The sequence below is a fragment of the Terriglobia bacterium genome (genome assembly GCA_020072645.1).
GTDB lineage: Bacteria > Acidobacteriota > Terriglobia > Terriglobales > Acidobacteriaceae > Angelobacter.
In genome coordinates this window covers 15,562-40,671 of the sequence record JAIQGK010000029.1, presented here as the reverse complement: position 1 = coordinate 40,671, position 25,110 = coordinate 15,562, and the positions used below count along the sequence as shown (strand labels likewise).

Annotated in this window: 21 protein-coding genes; 15 read left to right on the top strand and 6 right to left on the bottom strand. The window is 55.6% G+C overall.

Annotation, left to right across the window (positions count from 1 at the left end):
* Nucleotides 1-546 (bottom strand): hypothetical protein (locus LAO76_26765; protein MBZ5494543.1); only part of this gene is annotated, 546 nt, incomplete at its 3' end.
* Between the two features lie 457 nt (nucleotides 547-1,003).
* On the opposite strand from LAO76_26765, the gene LAO76_26760 reads away from it, so the two are divergent.
* From LAO76_26760 to LAO76_26730, 7 genes are all read left to right on the top strand, one after another.
* Complete coding sequence (locus LAO76_26760) at nucleotides 1,004-1,330, top strand: hypothetical protein (GenBank protein ID MBZ5494542.1); 327 nt, start codon at nucleotides 1,004-1,006, stop codon at nucleotides 1,328-1,330.
* A 208-nt stretch (nucleotides 1,331-1,538) separates the two neighbouring features.
* A complete protein-coding gene (locus LAO76_26755; protein ID MBZ5494541.1) occupies nucleotides 1,539-1,856 on the top strand; it encodes a hypothetical protein in 318 nt (105 codons plus the stop codon).
* Nucleotides 1,856-2,140 (top strand): hypothetical protein, encoded by a 285-nt coding sequence (locus LAO76_26750; GenBank protein ID MBZ5494540.1) that lies wholly within the window; start codon nucleotides 1,856-1,858, stop codon nucleotides 2,138-2,140. Before LAO76_26755 ends, LAO76_26750 begins: the two co-directional genes overlap by 1 nt.
* Before the next feature lie 3 nt (nucleotides 2,141-2,143).
* Entirely contained in the window at nucleotides 2,144-3,415 is a 1,272-nt protein-coding gene (locus LAO76_26745) for a site-specific integrase (GenBank protein MBZ5494539.1), read from the top strand.
* A gap of 512 nt (nucleotides 3,416-3,927) precedes the next feature.
* Complete coding sequence (locus LAO76_26740; GenBank protein MBZ5494538.1) at nucleotides 3,928-4,353, top strand: hypothetical protein; 426 nt, start codon at nucleotides 3,928-3,930, stop codon at nucleotides 4,351-4,353.
* A gap of 266 nt (nucleotides 4,354-4,619) precedes the next feature.
* Nucleotides 4,620-4,940: a hypothetical protein gene (locus tag LAO76_26735; GenBank protein MBZ5494537.1), complete on the top strand. Its 321-nt coding sequence runs from the start codon at nucleotides 4,620-4,622 to the stop codon at nucleotides 4,938-4,940.
* 136 nt (nucleotides 4,941-5,076) lie between these two features.
* Complete coding sequence (locus LAO76_26730; GenBank protein MBZ5494536.1) at nucleotides 5,077-6,429, top strand: APC family permease; 1,353 nt, start codon at nucleotides 5,077-5,079, stop codon at nucleotides 6,427-6,429.
* A 110-nt stretch (nucleotides 6,430-6,539) separates the two neighbouring features.
* Here LAO76_26730 and LAO76_26725 read toward each other — a convergent pair whose 3' ends face one another.
* Together LAO76_26725 and LAO76_26720 are read right to left on the bottom strand one after the other, a co-directional pair.
* Nucleotides 6,540-6,689: a hypothetical protein gene (locus LAO76_26725; protein MBZ5494535.1), complete on the bottom strand. Its 150-nt coding sequence runs from the start codon at nucleotides 6,687-6,689 to the stop codon at nucleotides 6,540-6,542.
* Nucleotides 6,690-7,003: 314 nt separating this feature from the next.
* Entirely contained in the window at nucleotides 7,004-9,217 is a 2,214-nt protein-coding gene (locus tag LAO76_26720; GenBank protein ID MBZ5494534.1) for a glycoside hydrolase, read from the bottom strand.
* 56 nt (nucleotides 9,218-9,273) lie between these two features.
* On the opposite strand from LAO76_26720, the gene LAO76_26715 reads away from it, so the two are divergent.
* Complete coding sequence (locus LAO76_26715) at nucleotides 9,274-11,649, top strand: LptF/LptG family permease (protein MBZ5494533.1); 2,376 nt, start codon at nucleotides 9,274-9,276, stop codon at nucleotides 11,647-11,649.
* 100 nt (nucleotides 11,650-11,749) lie between these two features.
* Here LAO76_26715 and LAO76_26710 read toward each other — a convergent pair whose 3' ends face one another.
* On the bottom strand, nucleotides 11,750-12,721 hold the full coding sequence (locus LAO76_26710; GenBank protein ID MBZ5494532.1) for an alpha/beta hydrolase: 972 nt from the start codon (nucleotides 12,719-12,721) through the stop codon (nucleotides 11,750-11,752).
* Nucleotides 12,722-13,046: 325 nt separating this feature from the next.
* Between LAO76_26710 and LAO76_26705 the strand changes: the two genes are divergently transcribed.
* From LAO76_26705 to LAO76_26695, 3 genes are read left to right on the top strand one after another with little or no spacing between them, the layout of a single operon-like run.
* Nucleotides 13,047-14,798, top strand: coding sequence for an ABC transporter ATP-binding protein/permease (locus LAO76_26705; GenBank protein ID MBZ5494531.1), 1,752 nt, complete (start codon nucleotides 13,047-13,049; stop codon nucleotides 14,796-14,798).
* A gap of 3 nt (nucleotides 14,799-14,801) precedes the next feature.
* Nucleotides 14,802-15,482: a methyltransferase domain-containing protein gene (locus tag LAO76_26700; GenBank protein ID MBZ5494530.1), complete on the top strand. Its 681-nt coding sequence runs from the start codon at nucleotides 14,802-14,804 to the stop codon at nucleotides 15,480-15,482.
* Complete coding sequence (locus LAO76_26695; GenBank protein MBZ5494529.1) at nucleotides 15,458-16,531, top strand: NAD(P)/FAD-dependent oxidoreductase; 1,074 nt, start codon at nucleotides 15,458-15,460, stop codon at nucleotides 16,529-16,531. Before LAO76_26700 ends, LAO76_26695 begins: the two co-directional genes overlap by 25 nt.
* Here the strand turns inward: LAO76_26695 and LAO76_26690 are convergent.
* Nucleotides 16,528-19,986, bottom strand: coding sequence for a GAF domain-containing protein (locus LAO76_26690; GenBank protein MBZ5494528.1), 3,459 nt, complete (start codon nucleotides 19,984-19,986; stop codon nucleotides 16,528-16,530). The two genes, LAO76_26695 and LAO76_26690, sit on opposite strands and share 4 nt — an antisense overlap.
* Nucleotides 19,987-20,138: 152 nt before the next feature.
* Here LAO76_26690 and LAO76_26685 point away from each other — a divergent pair, with 152 nt between their 5' ends.
* The gene (locus LAO76_26685; GenBank protein MBZ5494527.1) at nucleotides 20,139-21,257 is read left to right on the top strand and encodes a response regulator; all 1,119 of its coding nucleotides are present in this window, start codon (nucleotides 20,139-20,141) and stop codon (nucleotides 21,255-21,257) included.
* Nucleotides 21,258-21,375: 118 nt separating this feature from the next.
* The gene (locus LAO76_26680; GenBank protein MBZ5494526.1) at nucleotides 21,376-21,660 is read left to right on the top strand and encodes a 4a-hydroxytetrahydrobiopterin dehydratase; all 285 of its coding nucleotides are present in this window, start codon (nucleotides 21,376-21,378) and stop codon (nucleotides 21,658-21,660) included.
* On the opposite strand, the gene LAO76_26675 is transcribed toward LAO76_26680, so the two are convergent.
* Nucleotides 21,657-21,881, bottom strand: coding sequence for a hypothetical protein (locus LAO76_26675; GenBank protein MBZ5494525.1), 225 nt, complete (start codon nucleotides 21,879-21,881; stop codon nucleotides 21,657-21,659). The genes LAO76_26680 and LAO76_26675 overlap by 4 nt on opposite strands.
* A gap of 639 nt (nucleotides 21,882-22,520) precedes the next feature.
* Here LAO76_26675 and LAO76_26670 point away from each other — a divergent pair.
* Nucleotides 22,521-22,874: a hypothetical protein gene (locus LAO76_26670; GenBank protein MBZ5494524.1), complete on the top strand. Its 354-nt coding sequence runs from the start codon at nucleotides 22,521-22,523 to the stop codon at nucleotides 22,872-22,874.
* A gap of 486 nt (nucleotides 22,875-23,360) precedes the next feature.
* Complete coding sequence (locus LAO76_26665; GenBank protein MBZ5494523.1) at nucleotides 23,361-24,890, top strand: peptidase S10; 1,530 nt, start codon at nucleotides 23,361-23,363, stop codon at nucleotides 24,888-24,890.
* Nucleotides 24,891-25,110 lie beyond the last annotated feature (220 nt).

The window sequence follows — 25,110 nt, the reverse complement described above, 5'->3', positions numbered from 1 at the left end:
GGCGGCGGCGTGGCAGGCCCCCGTCAGGTAAACCAGCGGCATCCGCGCCGGGAGCCACGTCGGCACGAAAGGCAACGAGTACGTCGCGTATGCGAAATGCGCGCTGCCGTACACCAGGCAGGCGCCGCCGAAGAGAACCCGTCCCGCCAGCAGCGCCCGGTCACCCGTGAGCGCCGTGGCGACGGTCGGGTGATCGCGGCGCCGGTGCAGCGCGTAAAGTGTCCACACCCCCGCCAGCATGGTCACCGCTTCGCTAATCCCGTACCAGGAGCCGACGCTGAGCGGGGCATGGACGATGGGCGAGATGCGCGCCATCGCCCAAGCGACGGCGTACATGGCGATGGTGATTGTGCTTGCGGCAACGGTTCGCGTCAGGAACAGGCCGGCGCAGGCCGCCACGAGAATCGCCCCCAGACCGTAGGTCCAGCCTCTCGGCCAGGGCATCGGACCGAGGAGCGGCGCGAAATTGCCGTAGACGAAGCTGAGCCCGGCAAGGCCGGTCAACGAGATCGCGAACAGAGCTGCGCTGAGTCCGATTTTGCGCATGTTGGAATGCCCACTAATAACGCGCATATCCGCGAATGAACAATCACCAAGGCAAAATAATCCACCGACCAAACGCAGTTGCGCCCAAGCGGCGGCACGGTCGCTTTTCCTCCGAGGCACAGAACTGCGTTCGAGCGTGATGAAAAGAACGCCCAACCAATCCTCGCAGCCCACGTCCGAACTGGCGCCCGGGCGTGGCGGCCTTCAACGTTGGGCGAAAATGTACGGTCGCCGTGAGCTTCGCGTCGGGTCAGTGGTCTCAGCCGTAATCTCGTCAATCGTCGTGGTTCTCGCCCTGTGTAATCTGGTGTCGACGATCGACTCTTGAGGCGTTGCGGCCAACCGGGACAAGGTTCTTGGGGTCCTCGGTCTCGCGGGTGGCCTCGCGCTGATTGGGTCAGCAATTCTGCATACCGCGATTGGTGGGAAGTGGATTGGGGTCGCGCACGGTAGGTTGATGGCCACTGCGGCCGGCGTGATTTCCCTCATCAGCATTCGCGACGTGGTCGATCTGCAGAAACATCCCCGTGGTGGATTCGTGGAGATGGTCGTCTTCCCGATTTGCGCCGGCTTGTTTTTCCTCGCCATTTTCGCCGGCGGGTCGGCCCTCCAGACTTTTATCACGGTGACGGAAAGATCGCCCAACCAGGCCGCGGACGAAATTCCGGGCAACGGGCAGGTACTTGATCCTGCAATCGCCATACGTCCCGGTCGTAATGGGAAGGCAGCTTTTGCTGCTTCAAATAAGCGCGACTCTTTTTTAAGACCTTTGCTCTTGGGGTAAGAAATATTCTGGAAGCTGGGAGTTTTGTTTTTTCCGGCTTCCGACTTTGGGAGTAGACACAATTTCCCGAAGGGAATGGCGTGTATCAGGATAAGGAAAGAAGCAGGCGCAACAGCGCCCGTGCATTGAAACTTAAAGTCAGTCAGAGCAGTTCCCAATCTCAGAAGTATCCGGAAGGTGCAGGCACAGTGCGAAAAGGAGGAGAGTTTTGAAATCACAAATCCGTAAAGACAAACTGCAAGCCTTCCGAAGCAACGCTACGCCACTCGCCGATCAGGATCGCCCCGTTGAACTGGTGGCGGCCTCAGAAGTCCGGCGCACGTACTGCTTATTGCTAGGTGATCAGATTGCGCATTTCCGGCGCAGTCCTCAGGAGTGGAGCTGCGAAGGAATCAACCGCGCGCGCCACGTCCATGTGAACGCCGATACTATGGCGCGACTCATTGAGCAAAACCGGGCCACTGTTCTTGATGAGACTCGCGGGATTGTAGCCCTGGCCGCTGCGCAAGAGGGCGAGGCGGCGTGATGGCAGCACCAGACACAATTCGCCAGCCTCAACTCCTACCAGCATGGCCGCAGTGGATGGATTTAAAAACTCTGTCCCGTTATGCGTGTGCCGGAGAGCGGACGCTCCGCGAATGGATACACCGGCACAATGATCCATTGCCAGCGAGTCAGGCCAGGGGTAAGATTCGCGTCAATCGTCAGACCTTCGATTCATGGATGGAGCGGCAATCGGTGAAGATCGAGCGCGTTGACGTGGACCGGCTGGTAGATGAAATCTTTTCCAGCGTCACCGGGGGAAAGTAACACATGGGCGTGAAGGTAAAGAAGATTCGCGGATCGTGGTATCTGGTAATCAACTACAAGGGCCACCGCAAAACGAAGAAGATCGGCAACTCGCTTGAGATTGCGCGAGAGGTCGCCCGCAAGGTTGAGGGACGACTGGCTCAGGGCGACATGGGTATCTTCGGAGAGGACGATGCCCGAGCCGTTATCTTTTCAGAATACGCCGACCGCTGGCTCAAGAAACACATCGAGATAAACACGAAGCCGGCCACCCTCGCGCTTTACAAGTGGCTCATGGACTGCCACATCCTACCCTACTTCGGAAAACAGCGCGTGAGCGCCGTCACCGCGGAGCGCGTTGAGGACTTCGTTTATGCCCTGGCGACAAAGAAAGAGAACGGGCAATGCGTTCACGCGCAAAAGACCATTAGCTTGATAGTCGGATGCCTGCGCAGCTTTTTTACCTATGCCGTGAAGCACAAGGTGGCAACCAGCAATCCTGCATCCTGCCTGGGCCGCATGGTGAAGTCAGATAAACCGGCGCGAGAGATCGAAAGCATGACGCAGCGGGAATCTGAATTGTTCCTTGATGCGGTACGTGATCTTTTCCCTGAACGCTATCCGCTGTTCCTAACCGCGCTGCGTACCGGGATGAGGCGCGGTGAACTGATCGGGCTGAAGTGGGGAGATTGTGCTTTTGGAAAAGACGAGAACGATCCCAACAGGTATTTCATGGTGTCGCGGCAGTTCACGGTGTACGGCTTTGAGACACCCAAGACCATCGGCAGCAAAAGGCGAGTGGATATGTCCAGGCAGCTCCGCGCCGTCTTGCTCGAATTGCGCGAGGCCCGGATGCTGGCCGCGATGCAGCTTGGAACCGATGAGAGTTTTTCCGAGCAGCTACTTTTTCCGCGTGAAGATGGCGAGCCCCTGACGCCGCGCACTATCGGGCTGCGCTTCATGGACCCAGCCTGCCAAGCAGCGGGGATCCAAAGATTCACTCCGCATTGCCTCCGTCACACGTTTGCGGTACTGATGATCCAGAGCGGCGCATCGATGAAATATGTGAGTGAGCAGCTTGGTCACAGCTCTATCAAAATTACGGCCGATGTCTACGGACGGCTGCAGCCCAGCGCGAACGTGAGCTTGATTGACAGGCTCGATTCTCCGGCGCCACTGGACGCAAACCAGGCGCAAACGCAGGGTAACGCGGCTGACGCAAATGCGCCGGAAAGTATTGACACGTTGATAGTTGTGGGGGACAGTAAAAGGCGTGAAACTTTAATAGCTTACTAAGAGTTGCGATTCGATGCACGTTTTTCGCGGCGGCATGAGACCACGCATCGGCCCGCGCATGTGCAGAGAAAGAACAAAAGCTCACCACTAATGAAGATGGATAATACCGCCCGGAAAAGCCAAGACTTTACCGGATTACGCCGATCAGCGCTGACCAGGATTTGAAACCGAATAACATTCATAACAAGGGGATCACGCTTACCTTATATTCGCGAGATGCCGGACCGAATCGCGCTCATCGCGTTTATCCGCTGTAAAACCTAGGCTTTCTGATCGCTCTGCCATATCTATCAGTGGTAAGGCTCTTCTCCACGTCTAAGGTAATTTTCTTTTGAAACACTTTCTTCTTATGAATCACTCCTCTTATAGCCGAAAAAACTGCCGGCTCCCCGGAATGATGCGCCTTCGGCCGCCTATCGTTGACCTTCGTCCATAGGTCGATTTCACGGCGCATCGGCAAGGAAGATACGCGGCCCTCAAGACTAATGATCGATAAAGAAAAAGGAGTAAATATGCCAGGCGTACAGCCGAATGAATACACTCTGCAAGGCGGTAACCTCACCTTCACGTACCTGAAACACAACTTCCTGGGCCAGCCATTTGTTTCCTACACTGAGAACGGCCAGACCAAGACCTTTTCCGGCAGCGCCGTTCGCGTCCTGGAGACCGGCATAGGCACATTGGTCACCGTGACAACTCACATGAGTATTGATACGGGCGGAAACGACTTCAGCGTTCTGCTTCCCGTCATTGAACTTCCGGCCATTGGAAAATCGCAGGCTTTCTCCACGGGCGGCATTAACACGCATTTCAAGGGACCGGACTCGTTTCCTGCTACTGGAGTCCGTGAAACATACAATTTCATCCCGATGAATGGCACCGCGCGTTTCATCGTGACAGTGTTTCAGCCCGTCGCGGTTACTGCCAAGGCCAGCTAGATCCTTCGTGCTCGTCACTTCTTAGCGGGCTCTTCATCCTTCCGGCAAATCAGGCAGAAGGATGAGCGGGCCCGTTTTCACAAACCAGCGTGACCGCATCAAATTCTTCTCCCTACGTTCTCTCGCCGCCCACTGTAAGACTTGCCAGTTCGCAGCCGCGTGGAATCCAGTTACTTTGATTGGTAGTAGATGACAAAACCGCGAGTTCACAGAGTAAACAGGGATTCGCTGCAAGCAACAGGAAATGCGATACGGAAAGGATGGAAATGACCGGTACATTGATCAGCCCGATCGATCATCCATCGGAAGAATTTGAGTGCCTGGATTGTTCTATTGTGGCCAGGCTCAACGAACATGGCAGATGCCCCCGATGCGGATCGAATGCGGTAATGCAGTTTATGGTGCTGGAGAACGTTGGCCGCTGGATCAACGTGGGTGACACACGGTTCTGGATCCCCAATGATCTGCCGTACGAAGATGGCGCGCCGAGCGCAGTTCTCATTTCACAAAAGCCGCGACGTTCACGGACCAACGTAGGACGCAACGCGCCGGTCCTGGCGCTCGCGGTCGAGAAAAGATGCGCCTGATGCGCGATTGAAACAGTCTCCCGTCCGCTGGCAAGACTGGTATTGCCGTATTGTGGCATCATTGTTGACCGTGCCAGACACTACAACGAGCGAACAGGCAGGCCTGCGTAAGGAACTAGGTCTTGGCGATCTTGTCATGGCGCAGGTGCTATGCGTAGTTGGCTCGACGTGGGTGGGCATCGCGGCAAAATTAGGGCGCGCGCACGTGGCCTTCTGGCTGGGCGCGATGGTTCTCTATTACATTCCGCTGGCAGCCGTGGTCATATACCTGAACCGGATGATGCCTCTGGAGGGCGGTCTCTACCAATGGGCAAAATCCGGTTTTGGCGAAATGGCCGGATTTCTCACGGCGTGGAACCTATGGGTCTACGCGGTCATTGTCACTGGCGCCATCATCTTCGTTGTCCCCACAGATCTGGGCTACATTCTGGGCGCGGCCGGAGCGTGGATTCCCGCAAGCAAACTCGCGACGCTTGTGCTGACCGGGGGAGTAATGGCCGGCATCACTCTGGTTGCGATCCGAGGCCTGGACATTGGGAAATGGCTGCACAACGTGGGCAGCATAGGAGTGATGGCCGCGTACGTGATTCTGCTGGGCCTGCCGCTGTGGGCGCTGCTGCGCGGCACCATCACACACTATGAGCCAATACCGTGGCAGCCCCCGCGGCCATCATGGTTTGGTCTGGCAATTTTCGGCCAGATGACCGTGGGAGCGCTGAGCGGATTCGAATACGTGGCCATTCTGGCAGGCGAGTCTCGCAACGCGGCGCGCACCATTGGGCAGTCCGTGGTGATTTCAGCTCCTATCATTGCGCTGATGTTCATTCTGGGAACCAGTTCAGTGCTGACCTTTGTCGGATCACAGCCCATCAACGTGATTGGCCCCATTCCCCAGACCATGCGGAGCGCCTTTGGCGACGCGGGTTGGGCCGCGCCGCTGGCAATCTCTCTGCTGATGATGCGCGCAGTGGCCAGCGCCAGCCTGATCTTTACCGGCCTCACACGCCTGCCGATGACCGCCGGGTGGGACAACCTGGTGCCACGCTGGTTCGCGCGCCTTCATCCGAATCGACGGACCCCGGTGAATTCGATTCTCTTTGTAGCCGCGCTGGTCATGCTGCTTATCTTCTTCAGCATGCTGGGCGTGCGCGAACAGGAAGCAAGCCAGCTTCTGGCCGGCTCGTCGATTGCTCTTTACGCGATCGCCTATGTGGCATTGTTCGCGTTGCCGCTGCTGGGCCGCCGCGCACTGCGAAGCGCGCTGCCCACATGGGTGAAGGTATTGTCGCTGGTAGGATTGGTTTCCAGCCTGGTCTCGCTGGTAATCATGGTTTACCCAATTATCGACGTGGCTGACCCTGGCGTGTACGCGGCAAAGATCTGCGCCGTGGTGGTGCTGAGCAATATGCTGGGCCTGGCGATTTACAAAGGTGGCAAAAGACGAAGCCACAGGCAAAGGGCGTTAGGCGAACCATTAGCTAAGAGCTAATAGCCAGCCTCCGGTGCCCCACTCTTTCGCGGATGCTGGCCCTTGTTTCTTCAGCTTCCGGCGAAAGGGTGGGTTCAACAGTTTGAGCTTCGCATGGTTCTTCGGCAGCTCTAAAAATCTGCCAGGGCATCGGCAAGGCCGTTAGGAAGATGCGTGATCTTGAGCGTTCCACTTCCGCCGGGTACCTGCAGCAGTTCTTCATTCGATAACGTTCTCGCGCCTTTTCTACCCAGTACTCGATTATCTTTATCGTTTGTCATGTCATGAGTCCTTTCTGCCGCCATTCGCCACAAAACCGTTGGTCCAGTAAGGAGGCGGAAGCGGCCCTTCAAAATGAGAGACCGCAATCGTAACAAGAAAATTCTTTCACGCGGCTTGCCGGACTAAATTTTTGCGAGCTGAAATTCCACTTTGGGAAGCCGGACGACAACTGCAACGGTGGTGCGCCAATGCGGAAGTTGCTGTTCCATGTCACACGATCTTTGGCGTTTCCTGTCTCCACCATTCCCACATTTTTAGGATAGGTCAACCGTTGCGGACTTACGGCCAAGTACTAAATACTAACTACTGCTCCTTACGGCTTCGCGTAAGGCAGCGCGCTTAACTCGCTTTCAGGGGCCACTTGCACTTCAATGGCGCCTTCCTGCGGCAGCGCGTCCAGCGGCAGGCCATCGCGCCACAAAGAGAAGCGAACGCGCAGGCGGGCTCCCATGGCTGCGTTCAGCCGCTTGAGCGGCGTCTGGCACTCAAAGATCGACTCAATTCCAACCTGAAAGGCGGCGTCTTGCGGCTGGCCATTGTCGCCTAGCTTCCATCCGCCAAGCTTGCCCTGTGAAATATCGGCTTCCAGTCGCACGGTCTGGCTGCCATTGCCGCCTGGACTCACGGTTTCTATTGCTACCACCAGCCGCGTGTCTCCGGTGGCCCACTCCGCCGGATCGTCGATGAAATCCACGCGACAGTAAAGATTTTCTTCGTCGATGCCGGCATAGCCGGTGTCCAGCAGAAAAAGCTTTCCATGCATGGCGGAAGAATGCCGGTCAGCCACGTGGGAAGCCGCGCCCAGCCATTCAAAGTAGCCAATGTTTTTTCCATCCACCGCCGGATGGATATACGCGGTTTGCGGCGTGAACTGCGGCTTGGCATGAGCTCCCGCAATCGGCTGCGCCAGCACGTCAGGCGGCGTGCCGCCCAGCGCAAGATAGACGTTGGAAAGATGCTTGCGGTAAAGCTCGTCAAAATCGCGATCATTCGCCGAGTGGTGCTCCGGCCCATACCACCAGTTCCAGTCACTGCCTTCCGCAATCAGCAATTCTTCATACGCCAGGGCGGCCTGTTGTGCGGAAGCCTTGCCCGCATTCGCCGTAAAAAACTCCCGCGCAGCCGTAAGCTGGTCCCACGCCACGTTGTCTTCCGGCGCGCCGATCCATACGTCAAAATTTGAGTTGATCCACGAGCCCGGAACTATCGATTCGATGGCAGCCGGTGAGGCTTCCCTCTCAATGGCTTCAGAAACTGTCAGTGCCGCGATCGATGGATCTTTTTGAATGCCATCGTACAGCCGCCGCAAAAACTCCCGTCCGGACTGCGGGTAATACTCCCACGCGTTCTCGCCATCAAGGATGATTGGCACCACCGCTGTCTTGCCCTTCGCCAGCACGGGCTCGGCCGCTTGCTTCACGCGACGGATAAAATCATCTGCCGCTTCTCTGGCGGGCACGCCGGAATAAACAAAGCCAATCAGGTCAGAGAGCGAATGGTCGCGGAACACCATGCTCATTTCTGCCGCGCCCTGCTGCCAGCGAAAAATCTGGTAAAGCTGGGCGGCGCATTCGGCATCCAGCATTCCGCTGCCATTGCGCTGGAAAATGGTTCCCAGAGAACGGCAGAGCACGCCCTCGTCGGTGGCCATCCACTTCACGCCCAGGTCATGCGCGATGGTTAGAGCTTCATTGGATACGCTTCCTTCTGACGGCCACATGCCTTTTGGTCTCGCGCCAAATACCTGTTCATGCAATGTCAGCCCGCGTTCGATTTGCTCACGCGCGTCTTCCGGGTGGCGGAAGCCCTGTGACGGCAGCGGCAGGCCGTGGTGTGACACTTCGCCAATATTTGTGTCACACACCAGCGGCAGAATGGGATGGTAAAAAGGCGAGGTGGAAATCTCAATGGCGCCGCGCTTCCCTGCCGCGGCGTAGGCCGGAAGGACCTTGGCCAGAAAATGCTGCTGGATCGCGATCACCTGCTCCTGGTCTTTCAGTGAAAACTCGCGGCCTTTGCTGATTAGTTCAGCGACGGTGGGATCGTCGAGAAAAAATTCATCCATCCATGCAATCTGTGAGAGCACCTGAAGATCGGTAATGTCGCCATCCGTCATGCGCCGGGCATTGTTCTGCGCGTCCTGCGGGCGGCCATTAAACTGTTGCGCTAACTCACGATAACGCGGATAACGGCCAATCATGTTCTCCGCATTCGCTTGAAAAAGGTATTGGACCGCAAACAGCCGCTCGGAGAGGTCCATCTCCGGCGCGGGCATGGCTGCCACCTGCAAAAAGGGGTCCTGCGCTGTTCCGGTCACATACTCCTGTAGCTGCGTGATGAGTGACGGGACAAGATTAAATGTCTGGTGCAAGCCGGGAAATTCATCCAGCAGCTTCACCATGCCGTAATAATCCTTGAGCGCATGCAGGCGCACCCAGGGTAGGCGATATTTCCCGGTGACCAGGTCCTTGTAATACGGCTGGTGCATGTGCCAGAGGAATAACAGATGGATTGCAGGCGTCCCCATTGATTATCCATTAATAACACAAGCGGGCTTCTGCTAGACTTTCAGAAGAAAAACGCGTGCGCATTTTTACCCGCTACATACTGAAGGAAGTGCTCTGGCACGGGCTCATTGGGGCCTCAGTGTTCACTTTCGTCATTTTTATGCGCGAACTCACGCGCATCCTTGAAGCCGTGGTGCGCAACAGCGCTCCCTTTCCCAGCGTTGCGGAAATTTTCTTTCTTACGCTACCTGCCGCCTTAAAAGTCACTATCCCCATGGGAGTGCTGGTGGGAATCCTGCTGGGGCTCAGCCGCATGGCCGCCGATAGTGAAGTCACGGCGATGCGCGCTTCCGGGGTGAGTGTTCGTAAATTCCTGAAAATCATCTCGGTATTCGGTTTTGCTGCATGGTGTCTTGCGCTGGTCAATACAGTCATCGTTGAACCCCGCTCCGCCGCGGCGCTGGCAGGACTGCAAAACAAGCTGGCTGCCACGCAGATTTCTTTTGAAGTCCAGCCGCACGTTTTCTATGAAGGATTTAAGAACCATGTGCTTTATGTGGAAGACGTTTCCAGCGCTGGCGGCGCGGCGGTCTGGAAAAATGTTTTTGACGCCGACATCAGCACTCCCGGCGCTCCCAAGATCACCATCGCCAAAGAAGCTATTGTCAGCGCTTCCGGCGCCGACGCCATCCGGCTGCATCTGATTAACGGCGAAACGCACGACACTAATTCGCGCGCTCCTGACCAGTACACGATTACGACGTTTCAGGAAACCGACATCGCCATCAGCCAGCCACCGATTCCTAAGCCCGCGCAGGACGCTGTGCCCGTGGCGCAGCTCAGCACCCAGGAGCTCTACCGCCAGAAATACAATCCCAATAAAGAATTTGCCCGCTGGTACTGGATAGAATTTAATCGCCGCCTTGCGCTTCCGACTGCGTGCCTGGTGCTGGTGCTGATTGGAATTCCGCTGGGCCTTTCCGCCAAGAAAGGCGGCAAGGGCGCAGGCTTTGTGCTCACTATCGTCCTGGTCTTCATCTACTATTTTGTTTCGATCATCGGCGTCTCCCTGGCGCGCGGAGGAAAAATTTCTCCGGTGCTGGGCGTCTGGATGGCCAATATTGTCTTTGGCCTCATCGGCTTGGTTCTGCTCAGCCGCACGGACAGAATTCCTGTTGAGCTGGGTCTGGGACAAATGCTGCTTGGCCAGTTTAAGGACATCTTTGGCAAGCTCTTCAACTCCAGAACGGAAGAGCCTGCAACGAATGGCAACCGCCGTCGCGGTCGTCTTTTCAGCACCCGCTTTCCGCTGATTCTCGACGACTACGTTCTGCGCAGCTTTGTGAGTTATCTGCTGCTCATCCTTTCCAGCCTGCTGGTGCTGTTCCTGGTCTTTACTTATTTTGAGCTGCTCTCTGACATCGTGAGAAAGAAGATTCCGCTGCTCACGCAGCTTGAATACCTGCTCAACTTTGTTCCTTCAGTGCTTTACCAGATCACTCCTCTGGCCGTGCTGCTGACCGTGCTGGTGATGTTCGGATTAATGCAGAAATCGAATGAAATTACGGCCATGAAAGCGACGGGCGTCAGCATTTATCGCACGGTGATTCCGATTCTGGTGATCGCCACCACGCTGGCCGGCGGCCTCTTTGTTCTGGACCAGTGGTATCTGCCTTACGCCAACAAACGCGTTGAAACATTACGCAACATGATTAAAGGCAAGCCGGCGCAGACTTATCTGCGTCCTGACCGCAAGTGGATTTTTGGCGAAAGCAAGAAGAGATCTGACGGCACGGTGGAAAACCGCAAAATTTATTACTACGAGGCTTTTGACCCGGACCGCAACACTTTCGGCAGCATCTCAGTCTTTGAGCTGAATCCGCATTCTTTCCAGATGGTCAAGCGAGTCTATGCCGCGCGAGCACGCTGGGCGGAACACCTATCAAAGTGGACGTTTGAAAATGGCTGGCAGCGCTCCTGGAGCATTTCTGCCGGCGCCGATCTTCAGCAAGACCTGCGTAAGGAAGACCTGCAAAAGTTTGACGTGAGCACCTTTGCCGAACTGAACGAGCCGCCAACCTATTTCAAGAAAGAAGTCCTGCAATCGTCTGAGATGAACTATGACGAACTGCAGCGCTATATTTACGATCTTCAGCAGGGTGGCTTTGACGTGGTGCGTCTGCGCGTTCAGTTGCAGAAAAAGATTGCGTTCCCGTTGATCACGCTTGTCATGGCCGTGCTGGCTGTGCCTTTCGCGCTTTCCGGCGGACGCCGCGGAGCTCTCAGCGGCGTGGTAGTAGCGCTGGTCATCGGCGTGACCTACGTTCTGACTTCCAGCCTGTTTGAAGCCATGGGCAACGTAAGCCAGCTTCCTCCGCTGATCGCCGCGTGGTCGCCGGATTTGATTTTTGGGTTGGCGGGCGGGTATCTGATTATGAAGACGCCCTCGTAGAATCGCCGGAATCGCGCGTAATCGCCGTGATCAAAGAAGGCAAATCTTACCGCGGATGAACGCGGATTAGCGCGGATTTACAAATTCACAATGAGACGGTCTATTCCGAAGTCATCCCGATTGTCCTCAACCACCTCTCCACCAGTTGGGGCCATTCGGTTATTGGAAATTTCGTGCGCCGCAGCCCAAAGGCATGCCCGCCCTGCGCGTACAAATGCATCTCCACGGGAACACCTGCGTTCTTGAGCGCGATATAGTAAGCCAGCGAGTTGTTTACGCTATCCACAGGATCATCTTCTGCCTGCAGCAAAAACGTAGGGGGTGTTTGGCTGGTAACAGGAACTTCAGGATTCAATCCGAGCTGTATATCGGCATTCTCCGGATATTGAACCACAAACTTTTTAGTGCCATGTCTGGCATCCGATATCGCGGCCCTGATGGTCAGGTGCCCGGGATAGAGCGCCACCGCAAAATCCGGACGGCAGCTCTCTTGATCGGCAGCATCCGCAGCAGGATACAGGCGCTTCTCAAAATGCGTGCTGATCGCGGCCACCAAGTGCCCACCCGCCGAGAAACCCAGCACGCCAATCTTGTGCGGATCGATCTGCCACTTGGCCGCGTTGAGGCGCAACAGCCCCATGGCCCTTTGCGCATCTTCCAGCGCCATGGGTGATTCCGGGTACGGCCCCGATCTGGGATAAGGCCCCACAGCCGTCACGCGGTATTTCAGCAGCACACACGTAATTCCTTTTGTGATCAGCCAATCGCAGACTTCGGTGCCTTCAAGTACGATGGCCAGATCCTCATAACCCCCGCCAGGAAACACGACGACAGCAGCGCCCGTATTCTTCCCCGTGGGAGAATAGACCGTCATGGTGGGAAGCGTAACATTGCTGATGTCGTTCATTCTGGGCGTCGCATCTTCCGGTCCCGCGACGGGCTGTTCATCCGGCGCCTTCCCCGGCCATATTGGCACTTGCGTATGCCCCGGCGATGGCTGCCAGATATTCTGCTGCGCATTCAAACCGCCAAACGCAACCACAACAAAAAGAACAAGAAGCAAAGGCTTCATTACAAACCTCAGAGCGAAACAGATGTCTGGTGCTTCTGCACTGCCGGCGAGATAGTGGATCAAACGCTTAAGCTTCCACGACAGCGCATATGTGAAACAAGACAAGCCATTTTCAGAGTACATCATGCCCTGAACAATGGTACGAGAGGCTCACAGCCGAGAGCGGCATGAAATGAAATCGCAAGAACGCTTTAGAATCCGTCTGGCTCATACAGTGCAACCTCATACAGTGCAAGACGGATTTAGACAATCGAACCAGGATCGGTGATTGAGGGATGCGGATTCTTCGATCCTTTAGCCCTGTTAAAATCATCTATTACCTTTCATGGGCAAAAATCTCAAGCCGCTGTGGCCCTACCTGAGTAAGTATCGCGCGACGCTGTTTTGGGGCGCGATTACGGTGCTTTTCAATAACGGACTGTGGGTACTCTGGCCGCAGGTGGTGCGCCGCGCCGTGGACGATCTGAACCATGACGGCATCACGCATCAGAAGATCCTGATTTTTGCGTCGCTCCTGGTGGGGCTTGCGCTGGGCAAGGGTGTGTTCCAGTTTCTTACCCGCTGGCTGGTGATCGGCGTCTCGCGTGAGATTGAATACGATCTGCGCAATGACATGTTTCGCCATCTGGAGTCGCTTTCCTATTCTTACTACCAGAAGAACCGCACGGGCGACATTATGGCCCGCGCGACGAATGACCTGAATGCGGTGCGCATGCTGCTTGGGCCGGCGATAATGTATACAGCCAACACGCTGGTATTTACTGCCGTGGCGCTGGTCTTTATGTGGCAGATCAGCCCCAAGCTCACGCTGTATGCTTTTGCGCCGCTGCCTATCGCCAGCATTGTGGTGCAATACATTGGACGGCGGATCCATGAGCGTTTTGAAAAGATCCAGGCGCAGTTTTCTGATATTTCTGCCCGGGCGCAAGAGAATTTTTCCGGCGCGCGTGTGGTCCGGGCATACGCACAGGAAGAAGCCGAGATCGCGCTGTTTGAAACCAGTAATGAGGAATACGTAACGCGCAGCCTTCCACTTGCACGCCTTACCGGCATGCTATGGCCGACTCTGGAGCTGCTGCTTGGCTTTGCCCTGGTGCTTGTGCTCTGGCTGGGTGGACGTGAAGTGCTTCTGCACAAGATCAGCCTGGGTGATTTCGTCGCTTTCAATACCTATATCATGATGCTTACGTGGCCGATCATTGCGCTTGGATGGGTCATCAATCTCTTCCAGCGCGGGACCGCTTCCATGGGCCGCATCAATGAAATTCTAGTGGCCCGTTCTGAAATTACCGATGTGGGGGTTGCGCCTGACCTGAAAAATGCCACCACCTTGCGCGGCGAAATTGAATTCCGGCATCTTGATTTCAGCTATGACGGCACGCCCGTCCTTAAGGACGTGAATCTCACGATACCGGCGGGCAGCAGTCTTGCAATCGTGGGCCCGACCGGCTCCGGCAAGACCACGCTGGTAAACCTGTTGCCGCGCATTTATGACACGCGGCCCGGTTCTCTGTTGATCGATGGCCGTCCTATACGCGAATATCCGCTGGAAACTTTGCGCCAGAACATTGGCTTTGTTCCGCAGGAGACTTTTCTATTCAGCGACTCCGTGCGCGAGAACATCGCCTTTGGCGTCGAGACATCGACCGACGACCAAGTACAGCGCGCCGCTGCGGCAGCCAATATCGCTATCGACATTGAAGGCTTCCCTGAAGGCTACGAGACGATGGTGGGTGAGCGCGGCATCACGCTTTCTGGCGGGCAGAAACAGCGCAGCGCGATTGCCCGCGCGATCATCCGCGATCCGCGCATACTGGTGCTGGATGACGCGCTTTCGAGCGTCGATACCTATACAGAAGAAACCATTCTCAATCACCTGCGCGAAGTGATGCGTGACCGCACTACGATTTTCATTTCGCACCGCGTTTCTACTGTGCGCAATGCTGACCGCATTGCCGTGCTCCATGAAGGCCGCGTTGTGGAACTGGGTACACATGAAGAGCTGCTTGAGCGCAACGGATACTACACTGATCTTTACAACAAGCAATTGCTCGAAGAAGAATTGGCCCGGGTCTAACGCATGAAGCGCGTCGTGGTGGAAGAACTGCTCGATAGCGACGCCGGTACGCCCGCCGAAGTAGCGGGTTCCCTGCAAGACCTGCGCATGTTCAATAGCTGGTTTGGCGGCGTGCATACCATGTCCAGCTTGCTGCGCCGGGTGGCGCTGAAGCGCGGACTAGAGCAAATTTCCTGGATTGACGTGGCCGGCAGTGAAGGATATGTTGCCACGCAAACTCAGAGTGCCCTGGCTCGATCAGGCATTGTGTCACAACCGGTCATTCTGGACCGCGCTCCCACACATCTTGGCAACACTCACCCTGCCGTCTGCGGGGACGCGCTGGCGCTTCCTTTCCGCGACAACAGCTTTGACGCCGTGGGCTGCTCCCTCTTTTTGCATCACCTTGAGCCCGCGGAGATTGTTCGATTCGTCCGCGAAGGCCTGCGCGTGGCGCGCCATGCGTTTCTCGTTCACGACCTGCAACGTCATCCGCTGCACCTTGCGCTCGGATATCTTGGCATGCCTCTGTACCGCAGCCGCATCACCCGGCATGATGCAGTGGCCTCCGTGAAACGGGCTTACACTGTGGACGAGGTTAGGCGGATATTGGCTCCAGTCGCGGCGGCAGAAAACATCGAGATCAGAAAGTTTTTCCTTTACCGCATGGGAGTGATCGTTTGGAAGCAGCCCAATTTGATCTGATCGTTGTCGGGGCGGGACCGGCAGGCTCTGCCTGCGCGATTACCGCTGCGCGTGTGGGGGCGAAGGTGTTGCTTCTGGAAAAAGATCGCTTCCCACGGCAGAAGGTCTGCGGTGAATTTGTATCACCGGAATCTTTGGGACTGCTGAATGGCTTCCTCGAAGATGGCAGGTTTCAATCTTGCCCGCAGGTCGTCTCGTCGCGGATATTTCTGGACAATAAGACTCTCGTGATTCCTGTCTCTCCCGCCGCGCAAAGTATTCCGCGTTTCGATCTTGACCCAGCGCTTTTTGCAGCAGCAAAGAGCGCGGGCGTAACAGCGCATGAAGGCGTTGCAGTTGTCGAGGTGCAGCAGAACACGATTTTCCACGTCCGCACAGCGGAAAACACATATTCTACGCGTGCGGTGGTAAATGCCACTGGACGATGGTCAAAGCTCACGCAATTTGATGTTGCTGGAAAAGACAGGTGGATCGGCCTGAAAGCGCATTTCACTGAGCCCTCACCACCGCAAACGGTCGATCTTCATTTTTTTCCCGGCGGCTATTGCGGAGTGACGCCTGTTGGACCAAATTCAATCAATGCCTGCGCCATGGTCCGCGCCGATGCGGCACACACACTGGAAGATGTTTTCACCAAAGAACCACACTTGTACCAGCGAAGCCGCGCCTGGCAGCCATTGTTTCCATCGGTTACCACTTCGCCGCTTTATTTCCACGAGCCGGAGACTGAATCGGACGGCATGTTCCTTGCGGGCGATGCCGCCGGATTTATTGATCCGTTCGCGGGCGACGGGATCTCTCTGGCTCTGCAAAGCGGAACGCTCGCCGCCCAATCCATTCTTCCCCTTTTGCAAGGATCGTGTCTATTGAAGCAGGCGCACCAGCAATATCGCGCGGCATATCGTCAGCGGTTTGCGCCGGCATTTCGCAACGCTGCCCGCCTACGCAGGGCCTTGGCTGCCCCCAGGTGGATTCGTAGCGCCGCATTAACGTGCGCGGCTGTGCCTGGGGTGGGAAGGATACTGGTTAGGGGAACGAGAGCGCGTTAATGCGAAGCTGATGCGGCCCTGACTCGGCGCAACGCGCGGCGCACCACCGCGAGCAGATCGGAAACCTCAAAAGGTTTTACCAGGCAGAATATCTTGGTGGAGTCCACAAAAGTGCGAACGCTCGGATCAGATACATCGGAAAGAACAAACACGGTCCGCGGCACCAGTTCCGGACGATTTTGTTGCATCCACTGGAAAACCTGCTCGCTGGACCATGTTCCTGGAATCTTGCTGTCGAGCAACAGGATGTCGAAATCCTCGTTTTTCAAGCAGTCCACCGCATCCGCGCCTGAGCAAACGGTGACTACTTGCAGGCCCGCGGCGCTTAGAACTTCCCGCTCAAAGTCGAGCACCGCTTCTTCATCGTCCACCAGCAGCACATTGCCTTCCAGCCGTGATTCCCGCCGCGCCACAATGCGCTCGCGCTCCGTGACTGGCTTCTCCCCAACAGCAACCGGCAATCGTACTTGCAGCAGCGCGCCGCCGGCAGGATGGTTCTGCGCGGAAATCTCGCCGCCGTGCTCCTTCACAATCCCGTAGCAGATGCTCAGACCCAGTCCTGTGCCTTTACCCACGCGCTTGGTGGTATAGAAAGGATCAAAAACGTGTTTCGGATCATAAATTCCTGGCCCCGAATCATGGAACGACGTGACTACGCTTCCGTTCTCCGTGGCGATGCTAACGCGCAACTGGCCTCCGCGCCCGCTTTCCATCATTGCGTCGGCCGCATTGTTGATGATGTTGAGATAGACCTGCTCAAGCTGATGCGGATCAGCCACCACCGAGGGCAACACGGCTTCAAATTCCCGTTCCACTCTGATGTTGTTGACCTTCAGATCGTAGTCGCGAAGCGCAATCGTATCCTCAATAACGCTGCGCAAATCCACGTGCACCCGCTGCGGCTTGTGCTGGCGCGCAAATGACAGCAGGTTCTGCACGATCCTCTGCGTCCTCTGCGCCTGTTTACGCAGCTTCTGGATGAATTCTTCTATTCGTGGTTCCAGTTTTTCGCTTTCCAGTAATTGTGTGTATCCAAGAATCGCGGTCAGAGGATTGTTCAACTCGTGGGCCACACCTGAAATCAGTTGTCCCACGGCGGACATCTTCTCGCTTTGCAACAATTGTTCCTGCGTCCGGCGTAGGTCTTCATAAGCTTGCCTGGTCTCGTTGTAGAGCTGCACTTTTTCAATAGTGGTGGCCAGTTGGCGGCCCACGGCAATCATCACGCCTTGCTCAGACCGGGAAAACTCACGCGCAGCCCGGCTGCTGGTGGCCAGCACGCCCAGAATCCGGTCCTTACGCCACAAGACCACCCAAAGCCATGAACGCAGGCCTTCCAGCTCTACCGCTCTTTGCAGCACATCAGGCAAGCGCGGCAGGTCTTGTTGATCGATAATCTCTGCATGTTTGGCCTTGACTAAATCGATAAATGCCGGCGGCAGTACAACACTTTCGCTTTCCACCGCCCAGGTGGTGCGGTGCCCGTAGGAGGATTTCTTATTGAGCGTGTTCGTTTCCTCATCGAACAGGTAAACGGCAGCCGTGTCGGTGGAGAACAGCTCCACCATCTGCAGCATGATCAATTGCAGAATTTCGTCCAGGTCAAAAGACTGGTTAAACGTGACCGCGATATTATTCAGCACGTATAACTCGCGATTGCGCCGCCGGATCTCGTCTTCCGCGCGCTTCATTTCCGTTACATCCAGCACCACGCCCTGGTAGCGCTCAATCTTGCCGCTGGGAGCGCGCGTGGCAAAGCTGCTCTCAATCACGGTAATCTTGCGTCCATCTTTGCAGCGCAGCAGGAGCTCAAAATTTCTTACAAAGCCCTGCCGTGAGATTTCGCTCAGGAATTTCTTCCGGTCTTCTGTATCCACGTAAACAGACTGTGCCACATCCAGCTTAAGTATCTCCTCTTTGCTGTCATAGCCCAGCATGCGCACAAATGCTTCATTGCAGTCCAGAATGTTACCTTCCGGCGTGGAAAGGAACACGCCCTCATGCATGTGGTTAAAGAGTGAGGTGAAGCGTTCCTCAGCCGCTCTGGACTCTGTAATGTCCTTGATCACATGCACCGTGCCTACCCGGGCGTGATCTTCACCCGTGTACGCCGATGTGGAAACCACGGAATAGCCGCCAAAGCACGGATCTTCTTCCCCGGCACAATCAGCGTGCGCGCAATAAGGGCATCCGCTCCAGTTGGTGGCCGCGCCCGGCAATACCTCTTTACAAAGGTTGTGCACAACTTCATCCCGAGTGCGCTGCAGCCTTCCCAGCAAAGCGCCGTTGGCCCGCAAAATCCGGTAGTTCAGGTCATGGACAAGAATGCAGTCCGGGATAGAGTCAAACGTGCTCGCCCATTCATTGCGTGAATGCACCAGTTGTTGCAGCAGTTGGCGATTCTCCGCCGCCATTCCCAGCTGTTTGCCTGCCAGCTTGAGAAATTTCTTTTCGGGTACGGTATATTCGCGGAACCGGGGCATGCCCAGAACAAACATGCCAACCGGCGAATTCTTCCCTTCCACCGGTACGAGCAAAAGATGATGCATTCCTTCACTGGCCAGCGCTGCACGGATCTCTGGTATTGATTCGGCCGCCCGAAGAACGTAAACCTCGCCTTCACGCAGAGCAAAGCCGCTCACGCTTCGGGCCGTTTCAATGGTTGTAACTCTGTCCACGAAAGCCTGTGAGAGCCCGATGTGGGCGGCCAACTCCAGTCTGCCACCGCTAAGCGTGCGAAACCATGCGGCTTTCGCTCGCGTCAATCTTCTGAGTTCTTCCAGAATGGTGCCAACTGTGGGATCAAATTCACGCGAGTCGGAAATCTGATGCGTGATGGTATTGAGCGCGTCAAGCCTCTGCACCTGGGTCCGGGAATCTTCCAGCACGATTGTCATCATGCCCAGTCCCAGCAGTAAATCCAATACTAAGTCGGTGCCCACAATTTGATGGACATGACCCGCCGTATCTAGATGCAACAGAACCAGCATCACGGCCAGCAGCCAGCGCCCCAGGCTGGCCCTGCCCCAGGCAAAACGAACAAGCTGGGTTGAAGCGATGATTCCAACGGCTGAACAAAGAGCGAACGCGGTATAGTGCAGCCCCGGATAGGGTCGCCACAAAGAGTAGGCAATTTCCAGAGGCAATGCGGCGCTCAGGGCAATTACGGCCGGCAACAGCAGCTTTTGATGCGAAACGTAGAAGAAAACCGCGGCAGCGAAAAGCCCAACCGCAATGATGTGCGTGCTGTAAGCCAGAGCGGCCCAAAGCGGTCGGCCGGAGCTGGAAGCGCTCATGGCCAGAAACACTTTGGAGACGGTGAGCACGCTCCAACCAGCTATCCATGGAACCAGGTATTTTTCCCGGAAACTGCTGTACAAAAGTATTGCGCCTGCCAGCAGGATCAACAATGTCGACATTTCAGCCAGAAATGCCGATTGGAGGGTTAGGTTCATGGTCTATTCAACTGGGTTTCTTGGTCCGAGTAGGGGTAATCTCTGTATACCATGGATTCCCGGTTTTCAGCCCTTTTTTAAGGTGCTAGTACCATTGTATTTTCTGGAACTCTGGGTTACATTAATGCTCCCCCACAGGTAAACTTTCCGAAATGGCCACAGAGCGCATATTGGTTGTGGACGACGAAGAGCCGATCCGGGAGATCATCTCTTCCATGCTGAATGCCGCGGGGTACAAGACCCGGCAGGCAGCGTCCGGCATGGAAGCCCTGGCCATTCTAAATTCGACCGGCGAGTTCGAATTGATGCTGTCTGACCTTATGATGGCGGAACTCGACGGAATCGCTTTACTTGAGCGCTCGAAAGAAAAATACCCAGACATGCCGGTGATTATGGTCACCGCGGTCCATGACATTTCAGTAGCGCTGGCGGCCATCCGCAATGGCGCGTATGATTATCTACTGAAACCCTTTGAGCGTGAGCAACTTCTGGCCATGGTGCGGCGAGCCCTGGAGCATCGCCGCTTAAAACTGGAAAACCGGGCTTATCAGTCGAATCTTGAGTCCCTGGTTGCGGCCCGCACGGAGCAGCTTCGCCAGGCCATGACCGATCTTGAGCGCTCCTATGACATCACGCTGGAAGCTCTGGGCGATGCCCTTGATCTGAAAGATGCGGAAACCGAAGGTCACTCTAAACGGGTTACGGCGTTTACCATCGCCATCGCCCGGGCGATGGGGCTTTCAGGTGACAAGATTCGTGTCATCGCCCGCGGCGCCTTCCTGCATGACATCGGCAAAATGGCCATTCCAGACGCTATCCTGCGCAAGCCGGGCGCGCTCACTGAAGCTGAAACGGAAATCATGCGTGAGCACTGCTTCCGCGGATACCAGATGCTCAAGAAGATTCCGTTCCTGTCTGAAGCCTCTGAAATTGTGTACTCCCATCAGGAACGTTTTGACGGTACGGGTTACCCGCGCGGCTTGAGTGGGCAAAGCATACCTCTGGGCGCACGTATTTTCTCTATTGCGGACACGCTGGATGCCATCACCTCTGACCGGCCTTATCGCGCGGCCCAAACGATTCAGGTGGCTCGTGAAGAGGTAGAGCGGTTCTCCGGCCGCCAGTTTGATCCGGAAGTCGTGCGTGTCTTCCTGGAAATGCCCGATACCATCTGGGAAGATCTTCGCAAGGAGATCAATTCCCAGATTGATCATTTCACCTATCCCATGAAGCAAGTCGCGGCACTGGCCGGCACAAGCCGCACCACTTAATCTCAATTCCCCCTGCCTTCGATACGATTTTCAATCCCGAATGTGAATACCCCGCAGTGCTGCATTTTTCCGGCGGAGGCACTAAAATCACTGCTTACTTAGATTGGAAAGGTGCTCTATGGCGGCTGTACTCACGGATGCAGAAATCCAGAAGGAACTCACTTCTTTGAATGGCTGGCAACGTAACGGGAACGCGATTCAGCGGGTCTTCCGTTTTCCTGACTTCAAAGCGGCAATGCAGTTCGTAAACAAAATTGCTGAGGCGGCGGAACAGGCCAACCACCATCCTGACATCGATATTCGCTACAACACGGTCACTATGGCGCTGGTGTCACATGATTCAGGGGGCGTGACACAACGTGACGTTCGGATGGCCGGCACGATCAACAAAATAGCTGGTTAGCCTGGTTGTGCCTCTTCCAGAGCTTTGGCCACGCGATCCAGGTTCTGTTGGATCACTTCCAGTTGGTCTTCACAAAACTTGTTGAATTCGCCCAATGGATCGCCGTGTTCCATCAAATCGTCCAGAAAATGGCGAACGCGTTCGCGGCCCTTCTCGCTGGCGAATACCAGCGCCAGTCCACTTAAGCCCAGCAGTGTTGCGGGCAGAAACCAATTTTTCATGTCACATTCCCTTTCCGGGGGAATCGGCACTTGCTGACAATATGATGCTTCAAAATGGCCTCGAATTGTACTTCTGGCCAGTTACTTAGGTAATGTCCTGATTCCTGGAACCCGATGGCCGGATTCAGGGATCACCCTTAGGACGAGCCTTGGCTTTACAAAAATTGTGGATTCGAAAGCAGCATTTCTGGAACTTTTGCGCATCTCACGGGTCAAGACTTCTAATAAATCCATTGAGGTGGGAACGCCATGCAGGCAAAGTGGGCAGCCTCCGTTTGTGCCGTTGTGTTGATTCTTGGTCTGGGTGCGATTGGCCAGGAAAGCGGCAATCCCAACGATCCGATTCTTAAGACACGTCCTAATGACAGAAATACTCCGGCTCCGCAGCAAGGGCCGGCGGCTTACCCAGGACAGGGCAGCCCCTCTTCCACCTATGGCGCGCCAAATGCTATTCCTGATGGATCACGGTTCATCATCAAGCTGAAAGATACCCTTGACACTAAGAAGATGCAGGACGGCAAGCACTTTAAAGCCGAGCTTCGTGAGGATCTGGTGACGCCCAGCGGACTGATTATTCCCAAGGGCCGGACAATCAAGGGCCACGTAGGCCGATTTGAACACGGTTTTACGGGTTCCAAGATGCAGCTGGCGCTGGATGAAATCGAGACCCGAAACGGATGGGTTCCGCTGATTGGGACCGTCACCGGCGTTCCCGGAGATCCTTCCATCAAGGCCTCTGGTGAAGAAGGCGAAGTCTACCGCAAAGGTCCGGACAAGAGAAAAGTGATTACTGATGCGGCTATTGGCGCAACTGTGGGCGCGGTTTCTGGATCGGTGATCGGCGGGAAAAAGGGCGCGGCTATTGGCGCTGCAGCGGGCGCTGGTCTGGGAACTGGAACCAGTTATCTCTTTAAAGGCGGTGAGATGAAGCTGGAGAAAGGCACGCAGCTTGAAGTCCGTCTTGACCGCGATCTAGTCGTTCCAACTCACTAAGACCATCACATCGAAGGGCCATGGACGCGGTTAGAGGTCATAACCGTCATTCATGGCCCTAAGTGTTGCCTCAAGCGCAAAATATTTTAAAGGGCAAAGTTTCCTTAAGTTTCGTCTTCCACCGACACTTAGTCGCAGAAATCGCGTCTAAGTTACTATGACTCCACGCTCCCAAGGGCGCCGTTCTGATACCGCGGGACACAACTTCGGAATTTTTATGCTCGTCGTGGTCTTCTTCCTGATCTTGCTTCTGTGGTATTTCAAAGGCCATGAGAGTTCCCAGCCGCTACCGCAGCGGCCACCGGGAATACTCTACGCGCGCTGAGACGACGGCTCGGGCGTTAAAATTTGCCCTTTTCAGTCTTGCCAGCTACACTCACCTGTTTTCTTCAGGCACGTCTAAATAAGATCGCGTCTTGCCAATTCCTTTAGGTGGAGTGTGTCACCATGCTGCTGCGTCGCACCTCGTCTTTCTTAATCGTCGTAATGGTCCTTTCGCTCTGTGCTACCGGCCAAAGAAACCGCCCACCAGCTCCTGCGTCCGCGGCCAGTCCTGCTGAACCAGCCAAGCCCTCCGGCACTGCCGCCGCCGAAGCAAAGAAAGAACAACCGGAAGTTCCACCAGTAGTCACCCACCATGAAATCCATGTTGGCGGCAAAACGCTGCATTACACCGCCACCACGGGAATGATGCCACTCAAGAACAATGACACCGGCGAGGTTGAAGCTCACATCTTCTTTATCGCCTATACGCTCGACGGCCAGAACGAGCACCGGCCGCTGACTTTCTCTTTCAATGGCGGTCCAGGTTCCGCGTCAGTCTGGCTTCACATGGGAGCCATTGGTCCCAAGCGCGTGCGCATGCAGCCCAACGGCATGATGCCTCCTCCGCCATATCAATTGGTGGATAACGAGCAAACCTGGCTTGACCAGACCGATCTTGTTTTCATTGACCCGGTGGGCACTGGCTACAGCCGCGCCGTAAAACGCGATCAGACTAAAAAATTCCTCGGCCTGCGCGGCGACATCGAGTCCGTGGGTGAGTTCATCCGTCTGTATCTCGGACGTTATGAGCGCTGGTCCTCTCCACTCTTCATGGTGGGTGAAAGCTACGGCACCACGCGCGCTGCCGGTCTTTCTGGCTACCTGGTGGAACATGGCATCGCTTTCAATGGAATCATGCTGATCTCCAGCATCCTGAATTTCCAGACCACTGACGGCTCTCCCGGCAATGATCTTCCCTTCATTCTCTTTCTGCCGACTTACGCCAGCGCCGCGTGGTATCACAAAAAGCTGGGTCCTGAGTATGAGCAGAATTTTGACAAGCTCCGAGCTGAAGTTGAGCAATGGGCCGCCGGCCCGTATGCGGATGCGCTGGCTAAAGGCGACCGCCTTACGCCGCAAGAACGACAAGACGTGATCGATCATCTGGCGCGCTACACCGGCCTGAGCAAGACCTATATAGACGAAAGCAATCTCCGCATTGAGGAATCGCATTTCACCAAAGAGCTTTTGCGCGACAAGAGACTGACTATCGGTCGGCTCGACAGCCGTTTCACCGGCACTTCAAGTTCTAACGTCGATGACACCGCCAGCTTCGATCCCAGCATGAGCGCGATTCGTCCACCATACACAGCCATGTTCAATCAATATGTGCGCAGTGAACTCGGCTACAAATCAGATCTGGAGTATTACATCCTGGGCGGCGGCTTCCGTTTCGATGAATGGGATTGGGGCGTCCAGCGCGGCGGCTTCCCTGATACCGCCCGCTCGCTGAAAGACGCCTTTGACAAGAACCCCTTCATGAAGCTTTTTGTCGGCTCCGGCTATTTCGATCTGGCAACGCCATATTTCGCCACGCAATATACGCTCAACCACATGAATCTTGACCAGGCGCAGCATGCCAAGGTAAGCCTTGGATATTACGGCGCTGGACACATGATGTATATCCAGGATTCGTCGCTGGCGGATCTGAAGAGGGACGTGGGGACGTTTATTGCGAACGCGCTGAAGTGAGATTTGGATTTGGTAAGGGCTTGGCGAATGATCAAGCCCTTTATTCATTCAACTTCAGTTCTTGGATAGTAGAAGCATCCGTTTGCCTTACGGCCCACCACCCCAATAGCGCGATTATCACCAGTGCTGCGAACACACTAACAATCTCATTCAAAAAACCTGTTAATGGAATCACGCTCTGACAGAGCCTCCAAAGACCATAAACAAAGCATGACACGAT

Coding starts and splice junctions, on each gene's coding strand:
- LAO76_26760 (MBZ5494542.1), top strand. CDS start 1,004: ATGGCCACTGCGGCCGGCGTGATTTCCCTCATCAGCATTCGCGACGTG.
- LAO76_26750 (MBZ5494540.1), top strand. CDS start 1,856: ATGGCAGCACCAGACACAATTCGCCAGCCTCAACTCCTACCAGCATGG.
- LAO76_26745 (MBZ5494539.1), top strand. CDS start 2,144: ATGGGCGTGAAGGTAAAGAAGATTCGCGGATCGTGGTATCTGGTAATC.
- LAO76_26740 (MBZ5494538.1), top strand. CDS start 3,928: ATGCCAGGCGTACAGCCGAATGAATACACTCTGCAAGGCGGTAACCTC.
- LAO76_26735 (MBZ5494537.1), top strand. CDS start 4,620: ATGACCGGTACATTGATCAGCCCGATCGATCATCCATCGGAAGAATTT.
- LAO76_26730 (MBZ5494536.1), top strand. CDS start 5,077: ATGGCGCAGGTGCTATGCGTAGTTGGCTCGACGTGGGTGGGCATCGCG.
- LAO76_26725 (MBZ5494535.1), bottom strand. CDS start 6,689: ATGACAAACGATAAAGATAATCGAGTACTGGGTAGAAAAGGCGCGAGA.
- LAO76_26720 (MBZ5494534.1), bottom strand. CDS start 9,217: ATGGGGACGCCTGCAATCCATCTGTTATTCCTCTGGCACATGCACCAG.
- LAO76_26710 (MBZ5494532.1), bottom strand. CDS start 12,721: ATGAAGCCTTTGCTTCTTGTTCTTTTTGTTGTGGTTGCGTTTGGCGGT.
- LAO76_26705 (MBZ5494531.1), top strand. CDS start 13,047: ATGGGCAAAAATCTCAAGCCGCTGTGGCCCTACCTGAGTAAGTATCGC.
- LAO76_26700 (MBZ5494530.1), top strand. CDS start 14,802: ATGAAGCGCGTCGTGGTGGAAGAACTGCTCGATAGCGACGCCGGTACG.
- LAO76_26690 (MBZ5494528.1), bottom strand. CDS start 19,986: ATGAACCTAACCCTCCAATCGGCATTTCTGGCTGAAATGTCGACATTG.
- LAO76_26685 (MBZ5494527.1), top strand. CDS start 20,139: ATGGCCACAGAGCGCATATTGGTTGTGGACGACGAAGAGCCGATCCGG.
- LAO76_26680 (MBZ5494526.1), top strand. CDS start 21,376: ATGGCGGCTGTACTCACGGATGCAGAAATCCAGAAGGAACTCACTTCT.
- LAO76_26675 (MBZ5494525.1), bottom strand. CDS start 21,881: ATGAAAAATTGGTTTCTGCCCGCAACACTGCTGGGCTTAAGTGGACTG.
- LAO76_26670 (MBZ5494524.1), top strand. CDS start 22,521: ATGCAGCTGGCGCTGGATGAAATCGAGACCCGAAACGGATGGGTTCCG.
- LAO76_26665 (MBZ5494523.1), top strand. CDS start 23,361: ATGGTCCTTTCGCTCTGTGCTACCGGCCAAAGAAACCGCCCACCAGCT.